The organism is Polaribacter irgensii 23-P (assembly GCF_000153225.1).
Classification (GTDB): domain Bacteria; phylum Bacteroidota; class Bacteroidia; order Flavobacteriales; family Flavobacteriaceae; genus Polaribacter; species Polaribacter irgensii.
Map to the genome: position 1 here is coordinate 1,431,073 of NZ_CH724148.1, position 23,322 is coordinate 1,454,394.

Annotated in this window: 18 protein-coding genes; 16 read left to right on the forward strand and 2 right to left on the reverse strand. The window is 33.2% G+C overall.

What is annotated here, in order from left to right; all coding sequences use genetic code 11:
• Positions 1-113: 113 nt before the first annotated feature.
• The 13 genes from PI23P_RS06355 (at position 114) to PI23P_RS06415 (ending at position 16,814) form a co-directional block, all read left to right on the forward strand.
• Positions 114-1,337, forward strand: a complete 1,224-nt coding sequence (locus tag PI23P_RS06355; protein WP_004569937.1) for an O-antigen ligase family protein — start codon at positions 114-116, stop codon at positions 1,335-1,337.
• 69 nt (positions 1,338-1,406) lie between these two features.
• A complete protein-coding gene (locus tag PI23P_RS06360) occupies positions 1,407-2,477 on the forward strand; it encodes a glycosyltransferase family 4 protein (protein WP_004569938.1) in 1,071 nt (356 codons plus the stop codon).
• Between the two features lie 163 nt (positions 2,478-2,640).
• A complete protein-coding gene (locus tag PI23P_RS12500; RefSeq protein ID WP_162010146.1) occupies positions 2,641-3,222 on the forward strand; it encodes a CatB-related O-acetyltransferase in 582 nt (193 codons plus the stop codon).
• Positions 3,223-3,229: 7 nt separating this feature from the next.
• Positions 3,230-4,423: a glycosyltransferase family 4 protein gene (locus tag PI23P_RS06370; protein WP_004569940.1), complete on the forward strand. Its 1,194-nt coding sequence runs from the start codon at positions 3,230-3,232 to the stop codon at positions 4,421-4,423.
• The gene (locus PI23P_RS06375) at positions 4,424-5,023 is read left to right on the forward strand and encodes a GNAT family N-acetyltransferase (RefSeq protein WP_004569941.1); all 600 of its coding nucleotides are present in this window, start codon (positions 4,424-4,426) and stop codon (positions 5,021-5,023) included.
• Positions 5,020-6,231, forward strand: a complete 1,212-nt coding sequence (locus PI23P_RS06380; protein ID WP_004569942.1) for a DegT/DnrJ/EryC1/StrS family aminotransferase — start codon at positions 5,020-5,022, stop codon at positions 6,229-6,231. The genes PI23P_RS06375 and PI23P_RS06380 overlap by 4 nt, the downstream gene beginning before the upstream one ends.
• A complete protein-coding gene (locus tag PI23P_RS06385; RefSeq protein WP_004569943.1) occupies positions 6,228-6,818 on the forward strand; it encodes a sugar transferase in 591 nt (196 codons plus the stop codon). The genes PI23P_RS06380 and PI23P_RS06385 overlap by 4 nt, the downstream gene beginning before the upstream one ends.
• Before the next feature lie 751 nt (positions 6,819-7,569).
• The gene (locus PI23P_RS06390) at positions 7,570-9,477 is read left to right on the forward strand and encodes a polysaccharide biosynthesis protein (protein ID WP_004569944.1); all 1,908 of its coding nucleotides are present in this window, start codon (positions 7,570-7,572) and stop codon (positions 9,475-9,477) included.
• Between the two features lie 1,116 nt (positions 9,478-10,593).
• On the forward strand, positions 10,594-11,466 hold the full coding sequence (gene rfbA, locus PI23P_RS06395; RefSeq protein ID WP_004569945.1) for a glucose-1-phosphate thymidylyltransferase RfbA: 873 nt from the start codon (positions 10,594-10,596) through the stop codon (positions 11,464-11,466).
• A gap of 1 nt (position 11,467) precedes the next feature.
• Positions 11,468-12,022 carry a dTDP-4-dehydrorhamnose 3,5-epimerase gene (rfbC, locus tag PI23P_RS06400; RefSeq protein ID WP_004569946.1) on the forward strand — a complete coding sequence of 185 codons (555 nt, stop codon included), beginning with the start codon at positions 11,468-11,470 and terminating at the stop codon, positions 12,020-12,022.
• Positions 12,023-12,026: 4 nt separating this feature from the next.
• On the forward strand, positions 12,027-12,902 hold the full coding sequence (gene rfbD, locus PI23P_RS06405) for a dTDP-4-dehydrorhamnose reductase (protein WP_004569947.1): 876 nt from the start codon (positions 12,027-12,029) through the stop codon (positions 12,900-12,902).
• A complete protein-coding gene (rfbB, locus tag PI23P_RS06410; protein WP_004569948.1) occupies positions 12,899-13,951 on the forward strand; it encodes a dTDP-glucose 4,6-dehydratase in 1,053 nt (350 codons plus the stop codon). Before rfbD ends, rfbB begins: the two co-directional genes overlap by 4 nt.
• A 2,011-nt stretch (positions 13,952-15,962) precedes the next feature.
• Positions 15,963-16,814, forward strand: a complete 852-nt coding sequence (locus PI23P_RS06415) for a hypothetical protein (protein ID WP_004569951.1) — start codon at positions 15,963-15,965, stop codon at positions 16,812-16,814.
• Positions 16,815-16,967: 153 nt separating this feature from the next.
• On the opposite strand, the gene PI23P_RS06420 is transcribed toward PI23P_RS06415, so the two are convergent.
• Both PI23P_RS06420 and gldJ read right to left on the reverse strand, forming a co-directional pair.
• Complete coding sequence (locus tag PI23P_RS06420) at positions 16,968-18,224, reverse strand: UDP-N-acetylmuramoyl-tripeptide--D-alanyl-D-alanine ligase (protein WP_004569952.1); 1,257 nt, start codon at positions 18,222-18,224, stop codon at positions 16,968-16,970.
• A 67-nt stretch (positions 18,225-18,291) separates the two neighbouring features.
• Positions 18,292-19,971, reverse strand: coding sequence for a gliding motility lipoprotein GldJ (gene gldJ / locus PI23P_RS06425; RefSeq protein WP_040857167.1), 1,680 nt, complete (start codon positions 19,969-19,971; stop codon positions 18,292-18,294).
• 877 nt (positions 19,972-20,848) lie between these two features.
• On the opposite strand from gldJ, the gene PI23P_RS06440 reads away from it, so the two are divergent.
• The 3 genes from PI23P_RS06440 to PI23P_RS06450 all read left to right on the forward strand — a co-directional run bounded on the left by PI23P_RS06440 (position 20,849) and on the right by PI23P_RS06450 (position 22,987).
• Positions 20,849-21,559: a C25 family cysteine peptidase gene (locus PI23P_RS06440; protein WP_004569956.1), complete on the forward strand. Its 711-nt coding sequence runs from the start codon at positions 20,849-20,851 to the stop codon at positions 21,557-21,559.
• Positions 21,560-21,692: 133 nt separating this feature from the next.
• Positions 21,693-22,343 carry a C25 family cysteine peptidase gene (locus tag PI23P_RS06445; RefSeq protein WP_004569957.1) on the forward strand — a complete coding sequence of 217 codons (651 nt, stop codon included), beginning with the start codon at positions 21,693-21,695 and terminating at the stop codon, positions 22,341-22,343.
• 110 nt (positions 22,344-22,453) lie between these two features.
• Positions 22,454-22,987, forward strand: a complete 534-nt coding sequence (locus tag PI23P_RS06450) for a hypothetical protein (RefSeq protein ID WP_004569958.1) — start codon at positions 22,454-22,456, stop codon at positions 22,985-22,987.
• The last annotated feature ends 335 nt before the right edge of the window (positions 22,988-23,322 follow it).

Sequence of the window (23,322 nt, forward strand, 5' to 3'; positions counted from 1 at the left end):
TAATTACAATAAATTAAGTACTTCGTTGTAAAAAGAATGTCAGGTAAGTGCCACTAAGTTTTCTTTAGAGAAAATAGGTAAAATCTGGTTGAATTTATTTAGTGAATTAATGAATGCAAAATAACTTAATGAGATCTAGCTCTAAAATAAATTATTATCTTTCTAACCTTAATGTGGCAAATATTATTATAGGTTACACATTTACAGTTTCTTTAATAATGCCATTGATAGGGGATGCAGAAGGAGCTTCTAGAATTGTAACGGTGCCATATAGAGGTTTATCACTAATCTTATCTTTATCAGTATTTTTTTTGAATTTAAAATCAAATGTAAAATTATCTACTCCTATAAAACTGTTTTTTTTATTTTGGGTGGCTGTTTTGCTAAGAATGTTTTATGATTTAGAGGTAAGAACAGACTATTTTGTTTTAGGTATTTATAAACAAAAGGTATGGTTAATAGCTATAGCTGGTTGTTTTATACCGATGATTTCATTGTATAAAAGTATAAAAATTATAGATTTTAATTATTGTTTTAAATTATTATATATAGCTTGTATTATTATTTTAATACCTTCTTTTTTATATTCTCTAGCAAATGCTTCTGAAGCTCAAAGAGCACAAGGTAACGAAGCTTTAGATACTATTAGTTTTGGAGCCATTGGCATAACAATGTCTTTGTTAAGCATCTATAAGGCAGTTAATTATAAGTTTTCAAATTTTTTTAAATTTGGATTAAATTTAGCTTTAGCAGTTTTAGGTTTTTACTTAGCTCTAAGAACAGGGAGTAGAGGACCTATACTTGGTTTTTGCTTGATTTTACTTTTCTGGTTTGCTTATTCGAAGAGAAGGGGTACTTTGTTTTTTTCTTTCTTTATTTTCATAACATTTATTTTTAGGTTTTTAATTATTGAAATTTTAGGTTTTTTATCACCCTTAACAGCAACAAGAATAAATCAGGCACTTTCAGGTGAAGATTTGTCTATGGCAAACAGACAAGAATCATATGCTTGGTTTTTAGAACGTATTTTTGAAAGTCCGATAATAGGTTCGAAGTTTGCTCGTCTGGGTAATGGTCATTACCCAGGGTACTCGCATAGTATTATATTAGATATATTATTAGGTTTTGGAATAATCGGTTTAATTGTTTTTGCTTATGTTGTTATAAAGGCATTTAAAAGTTTAATAAACAATATAAATATTAGAGAGAATTATTGGGTTGGGTTAATTTTTATGCAGTATTTTTTACTTGCCCTCAGTTCCGGAGCTTATTATTCCAATCCAATTCTTAATTGTACAATTATATTGGTCTTGCTTCTTCCAAAGAAACTGAATTAAATAATTAATATCAAATAGAACTTTAAATGCAAAGCAGTTTAAACAATAATAATTCAAAGTTTATTATATATGATTGAAAATAAAAAAGTGCTTATTCTATATAATAATCTATTTCATTATAGAATTCCTATTTTTAATTTATTAGCAGAAAAATGTGATTTAACGGTTGGATTTTCCCTTGGTTCTAATACGAATGAAGATTGTAAATTTAAGATTATACAGTTACCTATCATTAAAATTAATAGATTTGTTTTGCATAAAGATAATATTTATAAATTATGTGAGAATTTTGATGTAGTCATAGCTTATGGTGACATTGCTTGGTTAAGTTTCAGTACATTAACACTTTATAAGAATAAGAGTTTTAAAATTATCTATTGGTCTCCAGGTGTTTCAGCTTCATATGATAAGAAATTTGATACCGTTAAAAGGTGGGATCGTATCAGGGACTTTTTCTATAAAAAAGCAGATGCACTTATTTTTTATACAGATTATCCGATAAGAAAATATTTGAACCGTGGTTTTCTTGAAGAAAAACTATTTGTAGCGCCAAACACCGTAGAGGTTTGTAAAAGTTTAGAGGTAAAAGGAAAAACTAAAGATAGTATTTTATTTATCGGCACCTTATATATGCAAAAAGGTATTTTAACTTTATTAGAGAATTACAAAGCAGCATTCGAAGTTAATCCGAACATATTACCTTTAAACATAATTGGGGGTGGTATTGAATTTGAAAAAGTTAATAATTGGATAGTTGAGAATAACTTGGATAAAAAAATTCTTCTTAGAGGTTCAATTTTCAATATAGTTGAAAAATATTTTTATTTTGAAAAAGCCTTTGCATGTATATCACCTGTTCAAGCTGGGTTATCTGTTCTTGAAAGCATGGGTTGTGGTGTTGCGTTTGTTACAATGAATAATTCAATAACAGGCGGCGAACGTTTAAATATTAAAAATGGATTTAACGGTGTTCTTTTAGAAAATACAGATCAGTTGAAATCGGTTATTTTGGATATAACTAAAAATTCAGAAAAATATGCAAAAATGGGTAAAAACGGATTAGAATATTATAATAATAGTCATAAACCGCAAGATATGGCAAACGGTCTGTATAGTGCAATAAAATTTGTTTCTAAATAAATACAGGTTTTTTTTTAGGTTAAACATTTTATAACTTTGATAATTTATATATTTGCTTATTAATATTATTCTAGTAATAATAATCTAAATTTTTAGATATCCCTTTATGATAAAATATATTTACGGTTTTATAATTAATTTCTTTAATTTTAAAATATCAAAGATGATATTAATTGATAATATATCGATTATAAAGAGTCACTCTAAAATTTATTCATACTGCCAAATATTTAATTCTAAAATAGGGTCTTTCACTTACATTTCTCGAAAATGTGCGATAGTTCATGCCGATATTGGATCTTACTGTTCAATTGCAAATAATGTGAAGATAGGAATGGGACAGCATAAAATTAAATCAATATCTACCTCTCCCTTGTTTTATTCAAAGAATAATGCTTTGGGTGCCACTTTTTCCGATAAAAATCAATTTAATGAGTATCAAAGAGTGTACATCGGAAGTGATGTGTGGGTTGGAGCTGGAGCAATGATCATGAGTGGCGTTACTGTTGGTCACGGTGCTATTATTGGAGCTGGTGCGATTGTCACAAAGGATGTTCCGAATTATGCTATTTCTGCAGGCGTGCCTGCTAAGATTATTAGGTACAGATTTAATGAAAAAGAAGTAAAACACTTAGTTGATAGTGAATGGTGGAATTGGTCTGAAAGTATTATTAAAAATAAAATTCACTTATTTGAAAATAACGAATTTAGTGAGGAAATGATGAGTGTATTTACTGAAAAATAAAAATTAAATGTCCAAAATTTTAATTATTTCTGCTGTCTTTGCTCCGGAACCAGTGGTGTCAGCAAAATTGTCAGAAGACATCGCGAATGAATTAGCTTTAGATTACCAAGTTGTAGTTATTGCACCAAAGCCAACAAGACCTTTTGGATTTGATTTACAAAAAGATGAAAATAATCAAACTATATATAGGTTACAAAATTTAGATTCGTATGTGTTTCCTGAATCTAAATTATTAGGTAGATTAAAGGAAAGTTATAGTTTTGGTCTAGCTTGTAAAAAGTATATTTCCCAAAATCGTAAAAATATAGATTTAATTTATATGAATTCGTGGCCAATATTTTCTCAATATTTAATTGTTAAAACGGCTCAAAAGTATAAAATAAAGGTTGTCACACATGTTCAAGATGTATACCCAGAATCCTTATCTAATAAAATTCCAAGGCTTAGTTTTATTTTAAGGTTTGTATTTTTGCCTATCGATAAATTTGTGTTAAAAAACTCATTTAAGATAATTGCAATTTCTAATAAAATGAAAACATACCTAGCCAAAACTAGAACGCTTTCGGAAAGTAAAATAGAAGTTGTTCAGAATTGGCAAAACGAAGCGTCTTTTACATCATACAAGCAAAAAGAAAATCAAGATAGAAGAATATTTACTTATATGTATTTAGGTAATATTGGCCCAGTTGCAGGAGTCGATTTGATTATAGAAGCATTTGCGCAAGCAAGCATTCCAAAAAGTAAATTAATTATAGCAGGTTCTGGATCAAAAAAAGAAGAATTAAAAACGTTTGTTGTAAAATCAAAAATTGTAAACGTTGAATTTTTAGAAGTACCAGATGGTAAAGTTCCTGAAATACAAGGTTCGGCTGATGTAATGTTATTGCCTATTAAAAAAGGGGCAGCTTCTAGCTCAATCCCGTCTAAATTGCCTGCATATATGTTTTCTAAAAAGCCTATAATAGGTTCTTTAGACATTGATAGTGCTACTGCAAAAGTAATCGTAGAATCTAATTGTGGCTGGGTGGTTGAAGCAGAGAATGTAGCAGAATTAGCTAATAAAATGAAACTCAGTTTTAAAAGCACAAAAGGTTCTCTATTAGAAAAAGGAGAAAACGGCTTTGAGTATGCAATGAAAAACCTTTCGAAGAAAAATAACTTATCGCAAGTTACAAACATAATAAAAAATGCACTTTTATAAATGATAAGATATCGAGCACCAACAATTACTGAATCTGAAGAGATTGCAGTGATTCATTTAAAAACATTTAAAAATTTCTTCTTAAGTTCTTTAGGTAAATCTTTTTTAATAACATATTATACTTCTTGTATAAAGTCTAAAGAAGCAATATCTATATGTGCGGTAGACGGAAATAATAGGATTATAGGTTTTTGTTTTGGATCTTTATTGTCAAAAGGTTTTCATAAAAAATTAATTTGGAGCAATCTTCTTCCATTTACTTTTCAAGCTATAAGTATTCTGTTTTCTAAACCAAAAGCAATAATACGGCTTATAACAAATTTAAAAAAAGATGCTAACTTAGAAGACGACGGCGATTATTCAGAATTACTTTCTATAGGTGTCTTAGTAGAAAAAAAAGGCCAAGGTATTGGCAAAGGACTTATAATCGCATTTGAAAAAGAATGTGGTAAAGAAAGTGTGAAAAAAATATCCTTAACAACAGATTTCAATAGTAATGATGCTGTCTTAAGTTTTTATAAATCGATGGGATATATAGTCTATGGCCAATTTACTACATATCCAAACAGAAAAATGTTTAAACTAATAAAAAATATATGATTCCATTTTCACCACCTAGAATAGATGATAAAATTATAAACGAGGTTACTGATGCATTAAAATCTGGTTGGATTACAACTGGTCCAAAAACAAAATTATTTGAAAAAAAAATTGCAAGTTACTGCAATGTTTCTTATGTACTAGCTGTTAATTCATGGACAACTGGTGCTGAATTGTTGCTTTATTGGTTCGGAGTAAAAGAAGGAGATGAGGTAATAGTTCCGGTTTACACCTATTGTGCAACAGCTAATATTGTTGTTCACAGGGGCGCGAAAGTAATTATGGTAGATGTTACTTCGGATTTTGGAATAGATATTTCTAAAGTAGAAAAGCACATTACTTCAAAAACAAAAGCAATTATTCCAGTGGATGTTGGTGGTCTGCCTATCTGTTATGATGAATTAAAAGAAATTGTTAATAAAAAAGCAATAAAAGAAAAGTTTAACTCACAATCAGAAAATCAACAAAAATTGGGAAGAATAATGATTCTTTCTGATGCGGCGCATTCTTTTGGGGCAAAGTATAAAGGCTTGAAGGTTGGTTCGGAAGTAGATTTTACGGTGTTTTCTTTTCATGCAGTAAAAAACTTAACGACGGCTGAAGGTGGCGCAATATGCATTAATTTACCAAAACCTTTTGATAATGCCGAAGTTTACAAACAATTAAATACATTGTCACTTCACGGTCAAAATAAAGATGCCTTAGCTAAAACGCAAAAGGGAAGTTGGGAATATGATGTTATAGATGCAGGTTTTAAATGCAATATGACGGATATATTAGCTTCTATAGGTTTGGTTGAGTTTAATAGATACGAAACTGAAACACTTCCAGTTAGAAAACGTATTTTCAAAGAATATTCAGATTTATTACAAAAATATGATTGGGCTACTATACCTCATTTTATAGATGAAAATAGAGAGTCTTCATATCATTTGTATTTGTTACGTATTAAAGACATAACATTAGAAGAGAGAAATTTGATTATTCAAAAAATATTTAATCAGGATGTTTCGGTAAATGTTCATTATAAACCTTTACCTCTGCTATCTTATTATAAAGGTCTTGGATATAATATGAAAGATTTTCCGATTGCAAATTCTTTATGGGAGTGTGAAATTTCATTACCAGTTTATTTCTCTCTAACATTGAATCAAGTAAAAGAAGTGGTTAGTGCAGTAGTTAAAGCAGTTGAAAAAGTTAAAAAATGAAAAGATTTGCAGATTGTACAATAGCGTTAATTGGTTTAATTGTGTTTTCTCCTATGTTAATTATAGTAGCTATTTTAATAAAAATGGATTCTAGAGGGCCCGTTTTTTACAGACAAGTAAGAGTTGCTAGATATAATAATGATTTTAAAATTTTTAAGTTTAGAACAATGTTTATTGATGCTGACAAAAAAGGTCTACTAACAATTGGAGGAAGAGATTCTAGAGTTACTAAAATTGGATACTACCTTAGAAAAAGTAAATTAGACGAATTATCTCAACTTATAAACGTCGTTTTAGGGGATATGAGCTTCGTTGGGCCAAGACCAGAAGTTAGATCTTATGTTAGCCTATATACAGAAGAACAAATGGAGGTTTTAAATGTTCGACCTGGAATAACAGATTTAGCATCTATAGAGTTTAGAAATGAGAGTGATTTATTACGAGAACAAGATGATCCTAATAAATTTTACATTGAGGTTATTATGCAGAAAAAACTTAGCATTAATTTAAAATACCTTAAAAAAAGAAATTTATTAAAAGATTTTGTAGTAGTTTTAAAAACGTTTCAAGTTATTGTGAAAAATTGATCTAAAGAATTAGGTTGAATATTTTTTTTAAAAAAAAATGTACTTCAGAATTCCTTGAAACACTTATAAATACTGATAAAAGTAATATTTCAGTACTTAAAGAATGATTAGAAAACTATTTTGGCAACCGTAAGCATGCAGATGCCCTAGACTCTGAGACACCTGCAATGAACTTTGATATATTTTGGTTAGCGTCGCGGGAAATAAGTTTTGTGGCTTGATATATTATGTCTTAACGTTAAATCTAATTTTTATCATAAAGAGATTTCAATTTTATGAAAAAATCATTTGGTATCTCAAATGATTCTACTGATTAAAGAATTCTTTAAAATAACATTATTTAAATCATTAGTTGATCACAAACATTAGAAATGAGATGAAAGTAGGTTTTCAAGAGGAGCCTTACGTGTCAGTTTATAGGTAGATAGTATAGTTCGATAATCATTATGAAAATTTATATACCTAAAACTAGCTTTTATAATCGTGACTATGTTAGCGAAAAATGTAGTGGGAATCTTGTTCGAAAACAGATTTTGCTATTTGTACTCAATTTAATGAAATAAAATTGGATGCGAACTGGAAATTTGATATAGAAATTGTTGAACATTAATTAAAAAGAAGAAATGCTAGTTCATTTTACGTTTGTAGTTCTGTTACAAATGAAGGTGCAAAGAGAATTTAATTAGGATGCACGATTAAAAAAAATGAATAACGAATTCAGAAATTATTGTAACTTAACCAAAAAATTATAATGCTAAGAAAATTAGTTTTAAAAACACTTAATAAATATGCCTCCAAATGGGTGGTTTTAGGTTTTGATATACTTCTTGTTTGTTTCGCATTTATTACTGCATATGCCATCCGCTTTAATCTTAGTTTCAATTTCGATGCAACAAGTATCAAAGAACAACTGCTCCTTGTTATAGGTGCATCCTTAATTAGTTTTCTTTTGGTAGGTTCTTACAAGGGTATTATTAGGCATACAGGAACTAAAGATATATTTAATGTTTTTATCGGGGCAAGTTTATGTACCTTATGTATGGGTTTTATTGTTTTGGTGAATCAATTTTTAGAAATTTACAAAGGTTTTACCATTCCAAAATCAATTATTTTAATTCACTATTTAGTTGCTATTTTCGTATTGACTGTAAGTAGATATGCTTTTAAAGCATTTTATGAAATAATCTCAACAGAGTTAAAAACAATTAAAAATGTTCTAATTTATGGTGCAGGGAATTCTGGCATTATTACTTACGGCGCTTTAAACAGAGAAAGAGGCATTAATTACGATATACAAGGTTTTATTGATGACGATAGGAACAAAATAAATAAAAAAATAGATAGAATTAAAATTCACAATCCATCTAAAATACATAAAGAGTTTATAGAAAAGAATGATATTCATGAAATAATAATATCGGTTCAAAATATTAAACCAACGCGGTTGCTAGAAATTACAGATGAATTTATAGCTTTAGGCGTTCAAGTAAAAATAGTGCCACCCCTATCTAAATGGATTGGTGGCCATTTGCAGGTAAATCAAATCAAACAAATAAATATTGATGATTTGTTAGGGCGCGATAAGATCTCTATTGAAAATCCGATTGTAAAAAGAGAAGTTGCTAATAAAGTAGTATTGGTTACAGGTGCAGCTGGCTCCATAGGAAGTGAAATTTCTAGACAATTATCAAGTTATAATTTAGAGTTATTAATTTTAATAGATCAGGCAGAATCGCCGCTATATGACCTACAACAAGAGCTTATTCAAAATGGTGAAAGCAATTTTAAAGCAATCGTTGCGGACGTTAGAGACTTTAAACGTATGGAAGCTATTTTTGCCAAATACAAACCTCAAAAAGTATTTCACGCGGCTGCGTACAAGCATGTTCCGTTAATGGAAGAGAGTCCGTATGAAGCGATTAAAATTAACGTTTTTGGAACCAAAGTCATAGCAGATTTGTCATTAAAATACAAAGTAAAACGCTTTGTAATGGTTTCTTCAGACAAGGCGGTAAATCCAACAAATGTAATGGGCGCTACCAAAAGAGTGGCAGAATTGTATGTTAGTTGCTTAAGTAATGAAAAAAGTAACACGAAGTTTACAATTACGCGTTTTGGCAATGTTTTAGGTTCCAATGGCTCTGTAATACCTCTATTTAAAAAACAAATTGAAAAAGGAGGGCCTTTAACGCTTACACACAGAGAGATTACTCGGTATTTTATGACCATACCAGAAGCGTGTAGTTTGGTTTTAGAGGCTGGTGCTATGGGTGATGGAGGTGAGATTTATATCTTTGACATGGGGAAATCTATAAAGATTTTTGATTTGGCAAAAAGAATGATTTCTCTTTCAGGATTTGTGTATCCTGACGACATAGATATTAAAATAACAGGTTTAAGGCCTGGTGAAAAGTTATATGAAGAATTACTAGCCAATGATGAGAATACGATAAAAACCTATCATGAAAAAATTATGATAGCGAAGTCCCTCGTGATAGATTGTTTTAAAGTGAAAAATGAGATTATAAAATTAACAGAAGAAAATATAAATTTCACAAATCACACTATCGTAGCCTCTATTAAAGAAATTGTACCCGAGTATATTTCTAATAATTCCGAATATGAAAAATTAGATAAAATACCTGTTAGCTTGTACTAAATTTTGACTTACATAAAAACACTATCTTTCATTGTTAACTGTTTGACGTATTATTTAGAAGCTAAGAACATAAAGGCAATTCATAGTATCTACGTTCAGATACAGTCAATTAGCATGCTATGGTAAACGTATGCACGCGCTGTTGTATTTCCTTTATTTTATTCTAATTCAAACCGAGTAGCTTTCTTGCAGTATTTGACTCAAGATTTAGGTTCCTGCTATAAAGGTTCTAATATCGCAGATAGTAAATAATAAAATAAAACACTAAATGTAGTCTCTTATTATGATGCTTTCAAAAGTTAGTTACAATAGTCGAAAAGTCAAGCCAGACTATAAAATAATTAAGACCTATTTATTTATGAGAGACAGTTTAATTTTTTCTATTAAGCGATGCTTTACAAAGAGTATCGGGTTAAGTTGGTAATAGATTGACGGATAAAAACTAGAATAAATAATAAGGTATTCAGTTTGGTATAAATAGTAAAATTAACACACAACCCTTTCACCCTGACTATACAAATGGGCCAATACTCTTTTTTCTGATTCTTGTTAATGCTCGTATAAAGCGCATTTTTTTGAGGTAATATTATGAAACAATAAAGTGCACTAGTGCGCTCAGAATGCGCAAAAGCAAAATAAATTTTCATAATATGCGCGGCGTAAGCTTATACTTTGGTTTAGCTTTCTTTAGGTCTTTTTCTCGTTTAGGGTAATCGTTAAGACGATGAACAACATCAAGAACTTACCAAACTGTATGATTTATTTCAATATGCTTGCCAAAAGTTATTTGAAAAAGTGACTTTAAGCTTTGAATGTTTTAAACTTTAAGGTTTTGCTCTAACCAATCGGCAACTTTTCTTCTTTTTTGTTTTGTCTGATTTAAACTTTAGCGTTCTGCCTAGATTATTCTATTCAAATTAATCATTCTTTTTATAAACTCTATATCCAATAAATTGTTTCTACTTTTTTGAGCACCCTTAATCGTATACTTTAGAGTAAACTAATGCATTTGGTTTTAGTTTTATTGGGTTTGTTTTTTGTTCTGAGTTCATTTACATTTGAAGTAATTAGATAATGGCTTTTTTTTGAATCATTTATCTGTTTTAGTATAAAGAAATGAAAGGAATTATATTAGCAGGAGGCGCAGGAACAAGACTGTACCCCATTACAAAAGGTATTTCAAAACAATTGTTGCCAGTGTATGACAAGCCAATGATTTATTACCCTTTATCGGTATTGATGTTGGCAGGGATTAAAGAAGTCTTAATTATTTCTACTCTAGAAGATTTGCCTAATTTCGAAAAGCTCTTGGGTACAGGAGAAGATTTAGGTATCAAGCTTTCTTATAAAGTGCAACCCAGTCCAGATGGTTTAGCCCAAGCCTTTATTCTTGGAGAATATTTTATTGCTGGAGATGATGTTTGTTTAGTATTAGGAGATAATATTTTTTATGGCTACGGTTTTTCGGAAACCCTACGTAATGCCAAAAAAAATGTAGCAAATGGAAAATCTACCGTTTTTGGGTATTATGTGAATGACCCAGAAAGATACGGCGTTGCTGCGTTTGACAAGAATGGAGCAGTAACCTCCATAGAAGAAAAACCTGAAAACCCAAAATCTAATTATGCAGTAGTTGGTTTGTATTTTTATACCAATGATGTGGTACAGATAGCCAAAACTCTGAAGCCCTCACATAGAGGGGAGTTAGAGATTACAGCTATAAATCAAACCTATTTAAAAAGAGATAGTTTAAAGGTACAAATCCTAGGCAGAGGCTTTGCTTGGTTAGATACAGGAACACACGACTCCTTAATGGAAGCAGGGCAGTTTATAGAAACGATTGAAAAGAGACAGGGTTTAAAAGTAGCTTGTTTAGAGGAAATTGCCTACAGAATGAAATACATAGACAAAGAACAGTTGCATAAATTAGCAGAACCGCTGAAGAAGAGCGGTTATGGTCAATATTTATTAAAATTAGTAAAAGAATAAAATGAAATTTATCAAAACCGAAATACAAGATGTTTATATTATCGAGCCCTCTATTTTTGGAGATGAACGAGGGTATTTTTTAGAGTCTTTTAATTTAGAAAAGTTTGAAGAAAACATATATCCTATAAAATTTTTACAAGACAACGAATCGAAGTCCTCTAAAGGGGTTTTAAGAGGGCTGCACTTTCAAAAAACCCCATTCGATCAAGCGAAGTTGGTAAGGTGCATTGTAGGTAGGGTAATGGATGTTGCCGTGGATCTTAGAAAAGGTTCTCCTACCTATGGAAAACATGTAGCTATAGAATTGTCAGGAGAAAATAAAAAACAATTATTTGTGCCTAGAGGTTTTGCACACGGATTTTCTGTATTAAGTGAAACCGCTGTTTTTGCGTATAAAGTAGACAATACCTATGCGCCAGAGTATGATTTTGGAATTAGATATAATGATGAAGACCTGAATATTGATTGGGGTTTAGCCGAGAATGAAGTTCAATTGTCAGAAAAAGATAAAGATTTACCCTTTTTTAAGAATTTAGATTCTCCTTTTAATTTTTAAATACATGAACATATTAGTTACAGGTTCTAATGGTCAGTTGAGTTCTGAAATAAAGGACATCGCAGCAGACTATAAAAACTTTAATTTCTTTTTTACAAGTTCACTGGAGTTAGATATTTGCAATAGCAGTCAAGTAAATATTTTTATAAATGAAAATAATATACATACAGTTATCAACTGTGCTGCATATACAGCCGTAGATAAGGCAGAGCAGGATGCTGAGGTTGCTGAGAAAGTGAACTCAGAAGGGGTGCAAAACCTTGTGAATGCAATAGCAAAAGTAGGTGGGAAACTTATTCATATTTCTACAGATTATGTTTTTGATGGCAATGGTTTTTTACCCTATCAAGAATCAGACAAAGTAAATCCTATTGGTGTTTATGGCAATACGAAACGGAGCGGAGAATTGGCAGTATTTAATTCTGATATTGATGGGATTGTGATTCGTACTTCTTGGTTGTACTCAGCATACGGGAACAATTTTGTAAAAACCATGTTAAGACTAGGAAATGAAAGAGACGAATTAGGAGTTATTTTTGATCAAGTAGGAACACCGACAAATGCAAGTGATTTGGCAAAAACATGTCTTGATATTCTTTCTTATGATAAAGAAACTAACATCAATTCAAAAGGCAATATGTATCATTTCTCAAATGAAGGAGTAGCTTCTTGGTATGATTTTGCAGTTGCAATTATGAAATTGGGTAATGTAGACTGTAAAGTAAAACCAATTGAAACAAAAGACTATCCTACTCCAGCAAAAAGACCTCATTTTTCGGTTTTGAATAAATCTAAAATTAAAACAGATTTTGAAATTGAGATTCCATATTGGAGGGATTCTTTAGCTACTTGTATTTCAAAATTACATAAAAAAATATGAAAAAAAACATTCTAGTTACAGGAGGTGCGGGTTTTATAGGATCTCATGTAGTACGCTTATTAGTAAACAAATATCCAGAGTATCGTATTGTGAATATGGATGTGTTGACCTATGCTGGTAATCTTGAAAATTTAAAAGACATTCAAGATAAAGTCAATTACACTTTTGTGAAATGTGATATTTGTGATTCAGAAAAAGTGAAGAACGTTTTTGAGGAGTATCAAATTTACAGTGTGATTCACTTAGCAGCAGAAACGCATGTAGACAGATCTATTAAAGATCCTTTTTCTTTTGCGCAAACAAATGTGATGGGTACCCTAAGTTTATTGCAGGCTGCAAAAGACTATTGGAACGAAGATTTTAAAGAGAAGCTATTTTATCATGTGTCTACAGATGAGGTATACGGTTCCTTAGGTGCTGAAGGATACTTTACAGAGCAAACAAATTACGATCCACATTCGCCCTATTCGGCATCAAAAGCATCCTCAGATCATTTTGTAAGAGCTTTTGCAGACACCTACAGTTTGCCAATTGTCATTTCCAATTGTTCTAATAACTACGGGTCGTATCAATTTCCAGAAAAACTGATTCCACTATTCATAAATAACATCGTTAATAATAAACCGCTACCAGTATATGGAAAAGGAGAGAATGTGAGAGATTGGCTGTTTGTAGATGATCATGCAAGAGCGATAGATGTTATTTTTCATAATGGAAAAATAGGAGAAACTTATAATATTGGTGGTTTTAATGAATGGAAAAATATTGACTTGATAAAAATTATGATTAAAACAGTGGACCGGCTATTAGCGCGAGAAGAGGGCAGTTCAGAAAAACTAATTACATACGTTACAGATAGAGCAGGACATGACTTAAGATACGCAATAGATTCTACAAAATTAAAAGAGGAATTGGGTTGGGAACCCTCACTACAATTTGAAGAAGGAATCGAAAAAACAGTGCAATGGTATCTTGATAATAAGTCTTGGCTAGAAGGGGTTACATCCGGGAGCTATCAGAATTATTATAAAGAGATGTATGCGAAATAAAATGTTTTTGAATTCAAAAACAATTTGGATGTGTGGCTCCGGTAAAACGATCAGTCTTGTAAAAATAGGGAATGAAACACATACTTGCGGTTTTTGCCTTCAATAAAGCGGCACAAAACAAGCGAATTTCCATACTGTCTAAATTTTGAGTATTTAGGTTTAACAAATTCAATTTGGTAGTTGCCAGAACAAAATCATCTTGAGATAAGCTCTTTCTAAATAAGGTGCTCTAGGCATTCAAAATTTTATTTAATTCTAAAGAAACACTGAATTTTGCTACAGTTTGCTGGACAGTCTCTTTTGAAGACAAAAACTTGCTACAAATAGATAAAAAGGTACAATTTTATGGGACAGACGCGTATGCAGTTGTAAAAGTAAGTACTGCTAATGACGTGTTTCCAGCGCTTTATTGTAATTTTAAACGTTTAAACTTCTTATCGTATTCGCCTTGAGGCGTGTTTGATTGCAGTACTGGGTTACCTCGAGGACGAAACGAAAAAATATTTTGCGAGTGAAATAATTTAAGATGGATTCTCCCGATCTTTTTTGTTCTGAGCTTGCATTTAGAATGCACCAAGACAAAAGGGGGCAATCTGTTTTTCTGTTTTGATTAAAGTGGGTACCTGCTTTCGGATTTGTATTTACTTTCAGTGCTTTTTGTGTGATCAGCTATTCGGCATTTTGCTCAGGATGCTTTTAACAAATCAAGAGGCACTTTTATTTAATTCCAATACTTTTTTGCTTGATTAACCCTTCGACTCCGCTCAGGATGCTTTCAAAAAATCAAGACTTAGATTTTCAGCGATTAATTGCGTTTTTAATACCTAAAAGAAAAGAATTGTTCTTATTTCTTTTTAAAGGAACTCACGAATCTCCGATTTTATTGCGTTCAAACAGCTTTTCTTCTTAAGGCATCTTCAAACTATTGACACTCGCTTGCAAATCTTATGTCGGTTTTAGATGTTGATTTTATAACTATTCAGTCGTTTCTCGTTTTTTGCATATCGGATATATCATACCGCACAGAATTCTCAATAAAAAAGTGCTTTTAAAATTAGTTTTTGTGATCCCAAGAAATAATGAACGATGATATGGAAGTGCGGTGCGCAGCACTAAGCATGAAATATCAAAAGAGAATGCTGCGAAGCAATTTCATAGGGATTATCTTGATCTTTTGCTTCTTTGATATCAAGATAAAAGATGAGAAATCATTTTTAGTATTTTCATTCAAGTAGGTACTTGCTTTTATTTAATTTTAATACTTTTTTGCTTGATCAACCCTTCGACTCTGCTCAGGATGCTTTCAAAAAATCAAGACATACTTTTATTTTCTTCTACTTCTACGTTCTATTTCACGATCGAATCCAGACCGCAAGCTCTTTGGATTCTTGCCGTTTCTTAGAAATTGAATTCTAACAAAAAATAAAATAGTTCGGTTTTAGATGCTCACTTTCTGGACCGTCAAAAGTTTCCCGTTTTTCGAATATTGAATACCGATGACAGAGTCTTGGAGTCACTGTGAATATTAATTACAATGCAACAGTACGCATAAGATGCGATTAGAAATCTTATAATACAGAGGCTTTATGAAGGCGGTTCGGTAATTGCCAAAAGAAAGCTCATTTTAGGACACCACACAACTTACTATTAAAATTCGTTTGTCCGTTTTATGAATATCGAACTTCTTTATGGCTTCCTGCAATTGTGCACATACTTTTTTGAATAGTCTAAATGATCTAAAACCCTAAAGAAACGCATGAGATAATTTTGTTTAAAAATACAATTTTCTATCGAGGTAGTATCGAGAAAATCCTGCGCTATTTTTCTTTTTTTAAGCAGTTTTTAGAAGGCTTTTCGGAATGTTAAAAAGAGTGCGGAAGCATTTGTTTCTTCTAGGAGGTCTATAAAATACTTGCATTAGGTGCGCTAATTTTTTACGAAAACGATTGAAGTTGTATTGGCTGTTGCTCATTGTTTTTAGTTAGATTACATTTGATATAAATATAATTTTATGATTTTAATTGCAGACGGAGGTTCTACAAAAGCAGATTGGATTGCGATCAATATGGACAAAGAAGAAGCGTTTAGAGTGCGTACATTGGGTCTGAATCCTGCGGTGGTTCCCAAAAAAGAACTAGAGAATCGGATTGTAAATATGTTTCAACTGATGCATATAAAAACAGAGGTGACCAAAATATTTTTTTACGGTGCAGGTTGTGGTACCCCAATTCCTTCCGCAATTTTAAAAGAGATCTTAGAAACTATTTTCGTCAACGCCACAGTGCTGGTTGCAGAAGATATGTTGGCTGCTGTATATGCGGCTACTGGAAAAGATCCTGCCATTGTTTGCATTTTAGGAACGGGTTCTAATAGCTGTTATTTTGACGGGAAAGACTTGCAAATGGTCGCACCCTCTTTGGGTTATATTCTAATGGATGAAGCCAGTGGTAATTATTTTGGAAAAAAATTAATTGTGGATTATTTTTATAAAAAAATGCCCGTTGATATTCGACTGAAGTTTGAAAAAGAGTTCAATATAGATGCCGATCATCTGAAGAAAAATATTTATCGAGAAGCAAATCCCAACATGTTTTTAGCCACGTTTGCTAAGTTCATGTTCGATTTTAAAGAAGAAAAATACATAAAGCGCTTGATAAAAAAAGGATTTCAAGAATTTTTTAAATTTCGTGTGCTGCCATATGAGAAAAACCAAGAGACTCCGATCTATTTTATTGGCTCAATTGCTTATTATTTCAGAGATGTTTTAGAGAAAGTAGCGGCTAAAAACAACCTAAAAATTACAGGTGTGATTCAGCGTCCTATTGATAATTTGGTGGCCTACCACAAAAATAACATCGAATAAAAAGGGTTTTATAAGTACTAAGGTATAAAAACATTTGCCTATCCATCGAATTGCGACTCGTACTTAGTGGACAGCAAATTTTCTTAACCACACGTTTTTTAGTTAAGTTCAAAGGCGAAGATCGAAAATGGAGCAGCATTTAGAGCTTGCAAATTATCCCAAAACATTTAGTAGTCGTTCCAACCGCATTCCTCTCGAACCTTTGATAAGGATAGAATTTTTGCGCAGTGGTTGTGCATGCAAATGCTTTTCCAAGGCCTCAAAGGTTTTAAATTGTGGGTTTTTAGTGGTGGTCCCAGAGAAGAGTGCGCCTACATAATAGGTATTCTCAAAGCAGCAGGCATCTGTAAAATCCACCATTTCTTGGTGTTCCTCAGCAGCTGTGGTGCCCAATTCAAACATGTCTCCTAAAATAACAGTTTTAAATGCTGCTTTCAGGTTTGCAAAATTAGACACGGCAGCTTTCATACTCGACGGGTTGGCATTGTAAGCATCTAGAAGAAGTTGGTTGTTGGCAGTGTGTATTATTTGGGAGCGGTTGTTGCTGGGAACATATTCTGAAATTGCTGTCTTTATCTCTTGCTTGGGTATCTTAAAATAAAGTCCAATGGCAATGGCTGCCGCAATGTTTGCATAGTTGTAGTCTCCTACTAGATTACTTTGGATTTCTAAATCTTCAAAAGCAACTTTTACAAAGGGTGCTGCACTTTTAAATGTGATACTTTCGGGGAAATAGACATGCGCAATGTCCGTAGTTTTTTCCTTTTGTAAGGCATCTTTCGGATTTATAAAAGCCGTTTTTTGATGTGTATGTAAAAAAGTGTAGAGTTCGCTTTTTCCCATTACAACGCCTTCCATGCCGCCAAATCCTTCGAGGTGTGCTTTTCCGAAATTGGTAATATACCCATAATCTGGTGCTGCAAGACTGCATAAAAATGCAATTTCTTTTTGATGGTTCGCACCCATTTCCACAATGCCAATTTCGGTTTTAGGCGTCATAGAGAGCAGGGTAAGGGGAACGCCAATATGGTTGTTGAGGTTTCCATGAGTTGCTGTGGTGCGGTATTTCTTTGACAGCACCGCACTGATAAGCTCTTTGGTTGTGGTTTTTCCATTGCTTCCCGTTAAGGCAAGCACGGGGATTTTTAGTTGTTTTCTGTGGTAGCGAGCCAAAGCTTGCAGGGTTTCTAAAACATTGTCAACGAGTATGGTTTTCGGTCCTGTGAAATAGGCGGCATCGTCGATAATTGAGAGGCTTGCTCCCTGTGCTAAGGCTTCTGCAGCGAAAGCATTTCCGTTAAAATTAGCACCTTTCAGAGCAAAAAATACGGTGTTTTTTCGGATGCTTCTCGTATCTGTATCTGCGAGATAGTAGTTGGAATACAGCGTATAAATTTTTTCAATTTCCATATTTTAAAGCTAAAAAAAGCCTCTATGTTAAAATACAAAGAGGCTTTTATTTATTGCAATGACGCATTTATCTGTTTCTCGTTGTTCTTGAATTGTTATTGCTCATTGGACCTAGCTTATCGGCTACACATCGAAAACCGATGTAGTTGGTGGCCATGTATTCTGGAAGATACCTACGCTGTGCGGGATCTAACCAGAATTCTCTGTCAGCCCAAGAGCCTCCCTTATAAACACGCGTCTCGTTGCTAATTAAAGTAGTCCGTTTTTTCGTGTCCAATTTACTTACTTCTTCCCCTGCGTCATTGCGAACGATTTCTGGTTCTTTTGGTGAATTGTACATGTTTGTATTGTTTGCAAATGCTTCTGGACTGCTTTCATACAATCGGGAAGAACTCAAATCGCCATCTCCGGTATTGGCATTGTTAGCCTCAGAGAAATTTCTTCTGTACACAGCATCCGTTTTTGTAATGGGGATATATTTTATGGTGCCCGGTGTTTCTTCAGGAACTATTTTTCCATTGGGAAGTGTTTTGTAAACGGTAGGTATGTCTTCTCCTGCAATGACTACTTTCCCATTTTCGTCAATCATTTTTTTAGTAAATATATTTCCTCGGTAATAATTGAAATCGTTGGCTTCACTGTCGATCATTGGTCGGTATACATCTGCAACCCATTCGGCAACATTTCCTGCCATGTCGTACAATCCGTAAGCATTGGGTGGATAGGATTTTATTTCTATCGTAATGGCAGATCCATCAGAAGTCCATCCTGATATGCCACTATAATTTCCTTTTCCTTGCTTGAAGTTTGCCAGTTGGTTTCCACGATTTTTACGGTCGCTTGCACGTGTATATTTTTCATCCCAAGGATATTTTTTTCTACCTTTGATCATGTTATAATCTCGATTCCCCGCAGTTGCTTTTGCGGCAAATTCCCACTCTGCTTCTGTGGGTAGTCTGAATTTTGTCTGTAAAATACCGTCTGCTTTCGAAATTTTTCTTCCTCGGAAGGCATCTTTACTCGGTCTTTCAGCTCCTTGCTTTCGTGCCACTTTTTGATTCACACCTTTTTTGTAAATGGTAGAATCTTCTGCGAAAAGGCGGTCAGAATCGTATAAGAAACGCTCAGAATCAAAAAAGTTCCTGGTGGAATCAGATGCAAAAATATTTTTAATATAACCTTTGTCAATTAATTTTTTGAGGTTTACAATGTTTGTTCTCCATTTACAATATTCATTTGCTTGCAACCAGCTAATACCTACCACGGGGTAGTCTGCAAAGGCAGGATGTAGGAAATAGTTCTCTGTCAACACGGCATTATTCCCTAAGCTTTTTCTCCAGACCAAAGTATCTGGCAGCGCAGCAGCATATACATGCTTGTATTTTTCTTCTGAAGGTGGAAAAACATCTTTCGTATATTGTAAATATAGATTGTATTCAGAATTGGTTACTTCTGCTTCATCCATAAAAAAAGAACGTACATGCAATTGATTTGGTGTGGTATTCCAGTCGAACATCACATCATCTTGCACCTGTCCCATTGTAAAAGAGCCTCCTTCGATAGTGACCATTCCAAGGGGTACTTCATGCTTCACAAAAGAGTTGCTTCTAATATATCCTCCACTGTTGGGTTCGTTAAAAGTCAAGCCGGTCAAGCGAGATTTTCCTGAAATTGATCTGTTGCAGCTCGATAGTACTAAAGATAATACGAGTACAAGGCAGATTTTAAAGATATTTTTATTTTTCAATGAAAGAATTTTATGCAATTTAATAGAAAGGCAATTTACAATAAATATAATTTAGTGCAAGAAAAACATTCAATTTAATGGGGCTCTTTACGCACACTTTCTTAGGAACGCAGGCTTTTTGTATTTAGTATAACTCATATTCGCTTTATCAAAAATATTTTATATAATTCAACATTATTTCAGTTCCCGATATGAAAAATTTTTCTTTTCTACTCTTTTTAATTGTATTTGCAAACGTTGTCGTTTCTCAGACAAATACTCCGGTTTTGGCCACAAGACTGGTATAAGTTTTCGGCCGATACCACGGGTGTCTTTAAAATTGATCGCAATCTTTTGCAGAAAATTGGGATCAACACGTCGGGTATAGATCCTAGAAATATTTAAATTTTTGGCAATGGTGGGCATCTTTTATCAGTGTTAAACGAAGCCTTTAGATATGAAGATCTGCAGGAAAATTCCATTTATATTTCTGGCGAAGCGGATGCGAACTTCGATGCGAATGATTTCATTCTTTTTTGTGCAAGAGGACCAAATTCTTGGGATCTTAAGAAGGGGATAAAACACCAGAACATCGTTAGAATATTTATACAGACAAGGCGTATTATTTTATAGCTGTGGGCGCTACTGCTGGAAAAAGAATCACGCAGCAAGAAACAAATACCAATACTGCATCCATACAAATTTCATCTTTTGACGATTTTACTTTTTAGGAAAAAGAAGAAATAAATTTATTAGTAGTAGGAACACAGTGGTTCTTCAATGATAATTTTAACATCGAAAACACACAACGTTTTAAGATTCCTTTTTCAACCGCAGTGGTGAATTCTGATATTTTGTCAGAATAAGAGGGGTCAGTGACGGCGTATCTTCTTCTTCAATGGCTGTAAACGTAAATGGGAGTCCGCTGTATGTAATTCCTTTCGGAGGGGTGACAGATAATAAAACAAAAGCACGCACTGCCGTAAAGAGTGCGTTCATTTCCAATAGTGCGGGGGCAATTACTGTTGAAATTGCGGTTGACAACGGTGGCAATCCCGCGGCCAATGCATATTTAGATTTTATAAAAATTATCGGTAAAAATTTATTAGTATGTAAAAACAATCAATTTTATTTTAGAAGTTTTCTGCAGTCAGAAGCTACCACGGCAGTAACCTATAAAATTCAAAATGCGACAAACATTTTTCAAATCTGGGAGGTCTCAGAATTTTTAACACCCAAATTGATTTCCAATGAAGCAACGGATGGAAATTTTGTATTTACAGTAAAGGGAGGCACGCTGTGCGAATATGTACTTTTAAACATGCGCGATTTTTACAATCTAAAAATTGTGGAAAATGCAAAATTTATGCATCAGAATTTACGGACCTTAAAAGCGATTAATTATTTAGTAGTCACTACGGCAGAACTTTTTGCACAGGCACAGAAGTTGGCCGATTACCGTCAAAATAATTCAGGTCTGCGTTCAAAAGTGTTGCTTTTAAAATTAATTTACAATGAATTCTTTTGGGGTTCTAAAGATATTATAAGAACTCGAGATTTTATAAGGCACCTTTGTGTAGCCGATGCCGTCGAAGCAGAGAAACTGTGATATGTGTGTTTTTTTGGAGATGCTTCCTTTGCTCATAAAGACCGGTTGCCAGGTAATAACAATAGGGTTTCTATAAAGTTATCGGAAGACAGTTCTAATCTAGCGACTTCTTGGGTTTGCGATGATTTCTGTGATGTTAGCGCTAATGGAGGGAACCATGTCGCCAAAGCACACGATCGATTTGGTTTTTAGTATAATTCCAGTAAATAGAAGTGGGCAAGCAGCAGCAGTGGTTGCTAAATTTCTAAGGTATTATGAAAACAGTGCAAAAGGGGATTGGCGCAACACCATTACCTTGGTGGCAGATGACATCGACGATGCAGGTATAGATGCATCTATTCGGCTCGGTGTGGAGGTGATTGCAGATGCGATAAAAGAGAAGAAGCCTGTGTTCAATGTCAATAAAATTTATATGGACGCCTATGTGCAAGAAAACTCTGCAGTTGGTGAACGCTATCCATCTGTGAATACCGCCATTACAAATGCCATTGAAAAAGGAACCTTGGTTTTTGATTATTTTGGGCATGGTGGAGAAGATGGTTTTACAGCAGAACGCATTTTAGATAAAACTCAAATTCAAAGTTTTAACAACCCAAATACATTGCCATTGCTCATTACGAGTAACTGCGATTTTTCTCGTTTTAACAATCCAAGTAGAATAACGGCAGGTGAATGCACGCTATGGAATGAAAATGGCGGTGCGGCATACATGATCACCACAACGCGAGAAATTTATATATCTACAGGGCAGCGCTTTAATAAAGAATTTATCTCGATGCTATGACACTTTGACGATACTTCTAGAGATTTGTCAATTGCAGCTACTTTAATGGAGGTTAAAATAAATTTTATAGCTTTCAAAAGTTTTTTATTTATTCTTTCGCAGACCCCGCAATGAAATTGGCAGTTGCCGCGCCCAATATTCGGGTAACCGAAATACTGGATGTGTACAATGACAATGCACCCACAAATGTCCTAAAAGCGCTTTCCAAAGTGACTGTTAAAGGGGTTGTCGATAGTGATAACGACAGCAGCAACGGTTTTTTAAGTGATTTCACAGGTAGGGTGTTCACTACTATTTTTGACAAGTACCTGGATAAAACAATCCTGGCAAATGATGGGAATGGAGATAGAAGGACTTTTGATACCGAAGACAGTAAACTATTTCGAGGAAAAGCAGCCGTGGTCAAAGGGGTTTTTGCATTTGATTTTATCGTTCCAAAAGATGTAAAAATCGTACTTGGTCCAAGGAAATTAAGTTTTTATGCAGAAAATGAGGTCATTGGAAAAGCAGGCTATACCAATGATGTTGTTGTGGGAGGAATTATAGCATATCGACATGAAGACACTGTAGGACCCGAAATACAGGCCTTTTTGAATGATGAATCTTTTATAGAAGGCGCCATACCAATGGCTCTCCAAATTTAATTGTGGCGCTTTCAGATGTGATTGGAATAAACACCTCTATCACTTCCGTAGACCATGATATTATTGGCCTCTGAGATGCGGATATCTCAAACCCAATTTTGCTAAACGATTTTTATCAGACGGCGAAAATGATTTTACAAGCGGGAAGGTGACCTATAGATTAAAGAACTTGGAAGTGGGACCACACCTTAGAAACAAAAGTATGGGATACTTACAATAACTCTGCGACTACCACGTTAAGTTTTATGGTTGTAAGTGACGGTGTTTTTAATTTATAAAATGTACTAAATTATCCCAATCCTTTTGTACATTATACCTAGTTTTGGTTTCATCAC

Bases quoted from the DNA above. Each gene is read 5' to 3' on its own strand.
- PI23P_RS06415 (WP_004569951.1), top strand. From the start codon at position 15,963: ATGATTTTAATTGCAGACGGAGGTTCTACAAAAGCAGATTGGATTGCG.
- PI23P_RS06420 (WP_004569952.1), bottom strand. From the start codon at position 18,224: ATGGAAATTGAAAAAATTTATACGCTGTATTCCAACTACTATCTCGCA.
- rfbC (WP_004569946.1), top strand. From the start codon at position 11,468: ATGAAATTTATCAAAACCGAAATACAAGATGTTTATATTATCGAGCCC.
- PI23P_RS06390 (WP_004569944.1), top strand. From the start codon at position 7,570: ATGCTAAGAAAATTAGTTTTAAAAACACTTAATAAATATGCCTCCAAA.
- rfbA (WP_004569945.1), top strand. From the start codon at position 10,594: ATGAAAGGAATTATATTAGCAGGAGGCGCAGGAACAAGACTGTACCCC.
- PI23P_RS06450 (WP_004569958.1), top strand. From the start codon at position 22,454: ATGAAATTGGCAGTTGCCGCGCCCAATATTCGGGTAACCGAAATACTG.
- PI23P_RS06440 (WP_004569956.1), top strand. From the start codon at position 20,849: ATGGCTGTAAACGTAAATGGGAGTCCGCTGTATGTAATTCCTTTCGGA.
- PI23P_RS12500 (WP_162010146.1), top strand. From the start codon at position 2,641: ATGATATTAATTGATAATATATCGATTATAAAGAGTCACTCTAAAATT.
- rfbD (WP_004569947.1), top strand. From the start codon at position 12,027: ATGAACATATTAGTTACAGGTTCTAATGGTCAGTTGAGTTCTGAAATA.
- PI23P_RS06375 (WP_004569941.1), top strand. From the start codon at position 4,424: ATGATAAGATATCGAGCACCAACAATTACTGAATCTGAAGAGATTGCA.
- PI23P_RS06380 (WP_004569942.1), top strand. From the start codon at position 5,020: ATGATTCCATTTTCACCACCTAGAATAGATGATAAAATTATAAACGAG.
- PI23P_RS06445 (WP_004569957.1), top strand. From the start codon at position 21,693: ATGTTAGCGCTAATGGAGGGAACCATGTCGCCAAAGCACACGATCGAT.
- PI23P_RS06385 (WP_004569943.1), top strand. From the start codon at position 6,228: ATGAAAAGATTTGCAGATTGTACAATAGCGTTAATTGGTTTAATTGTG.
- PI23P_RS06360 (WP_004569938.1), top strand. From the start codon at position 1,407: ATGATTGAAAATAAAAAAGTGCTTATTCTATATAATAATCTATTTCAT.
- PI23P_RS06355 (WP_004569937.1), top strand. From the start codon at position 114: ATGCAAAATAACTTAATGAGATCTAGCTCTAAAATAAATTATTATCTT.
- PI23P_RS06370 (WP_004569940.1), top strand. From the start codon at position 3,230: ATGTCCAAAATTTTAATTATTTCTGCTGTCTTTGCTCCGGAACCAGTG.
- rfbB (WP_004569948.1), top strand. From the start codon at position 12,899: ATGAAAAAAAACATTCTAGTTACAGGAGGTGCGGGTTTTATAGGATCT.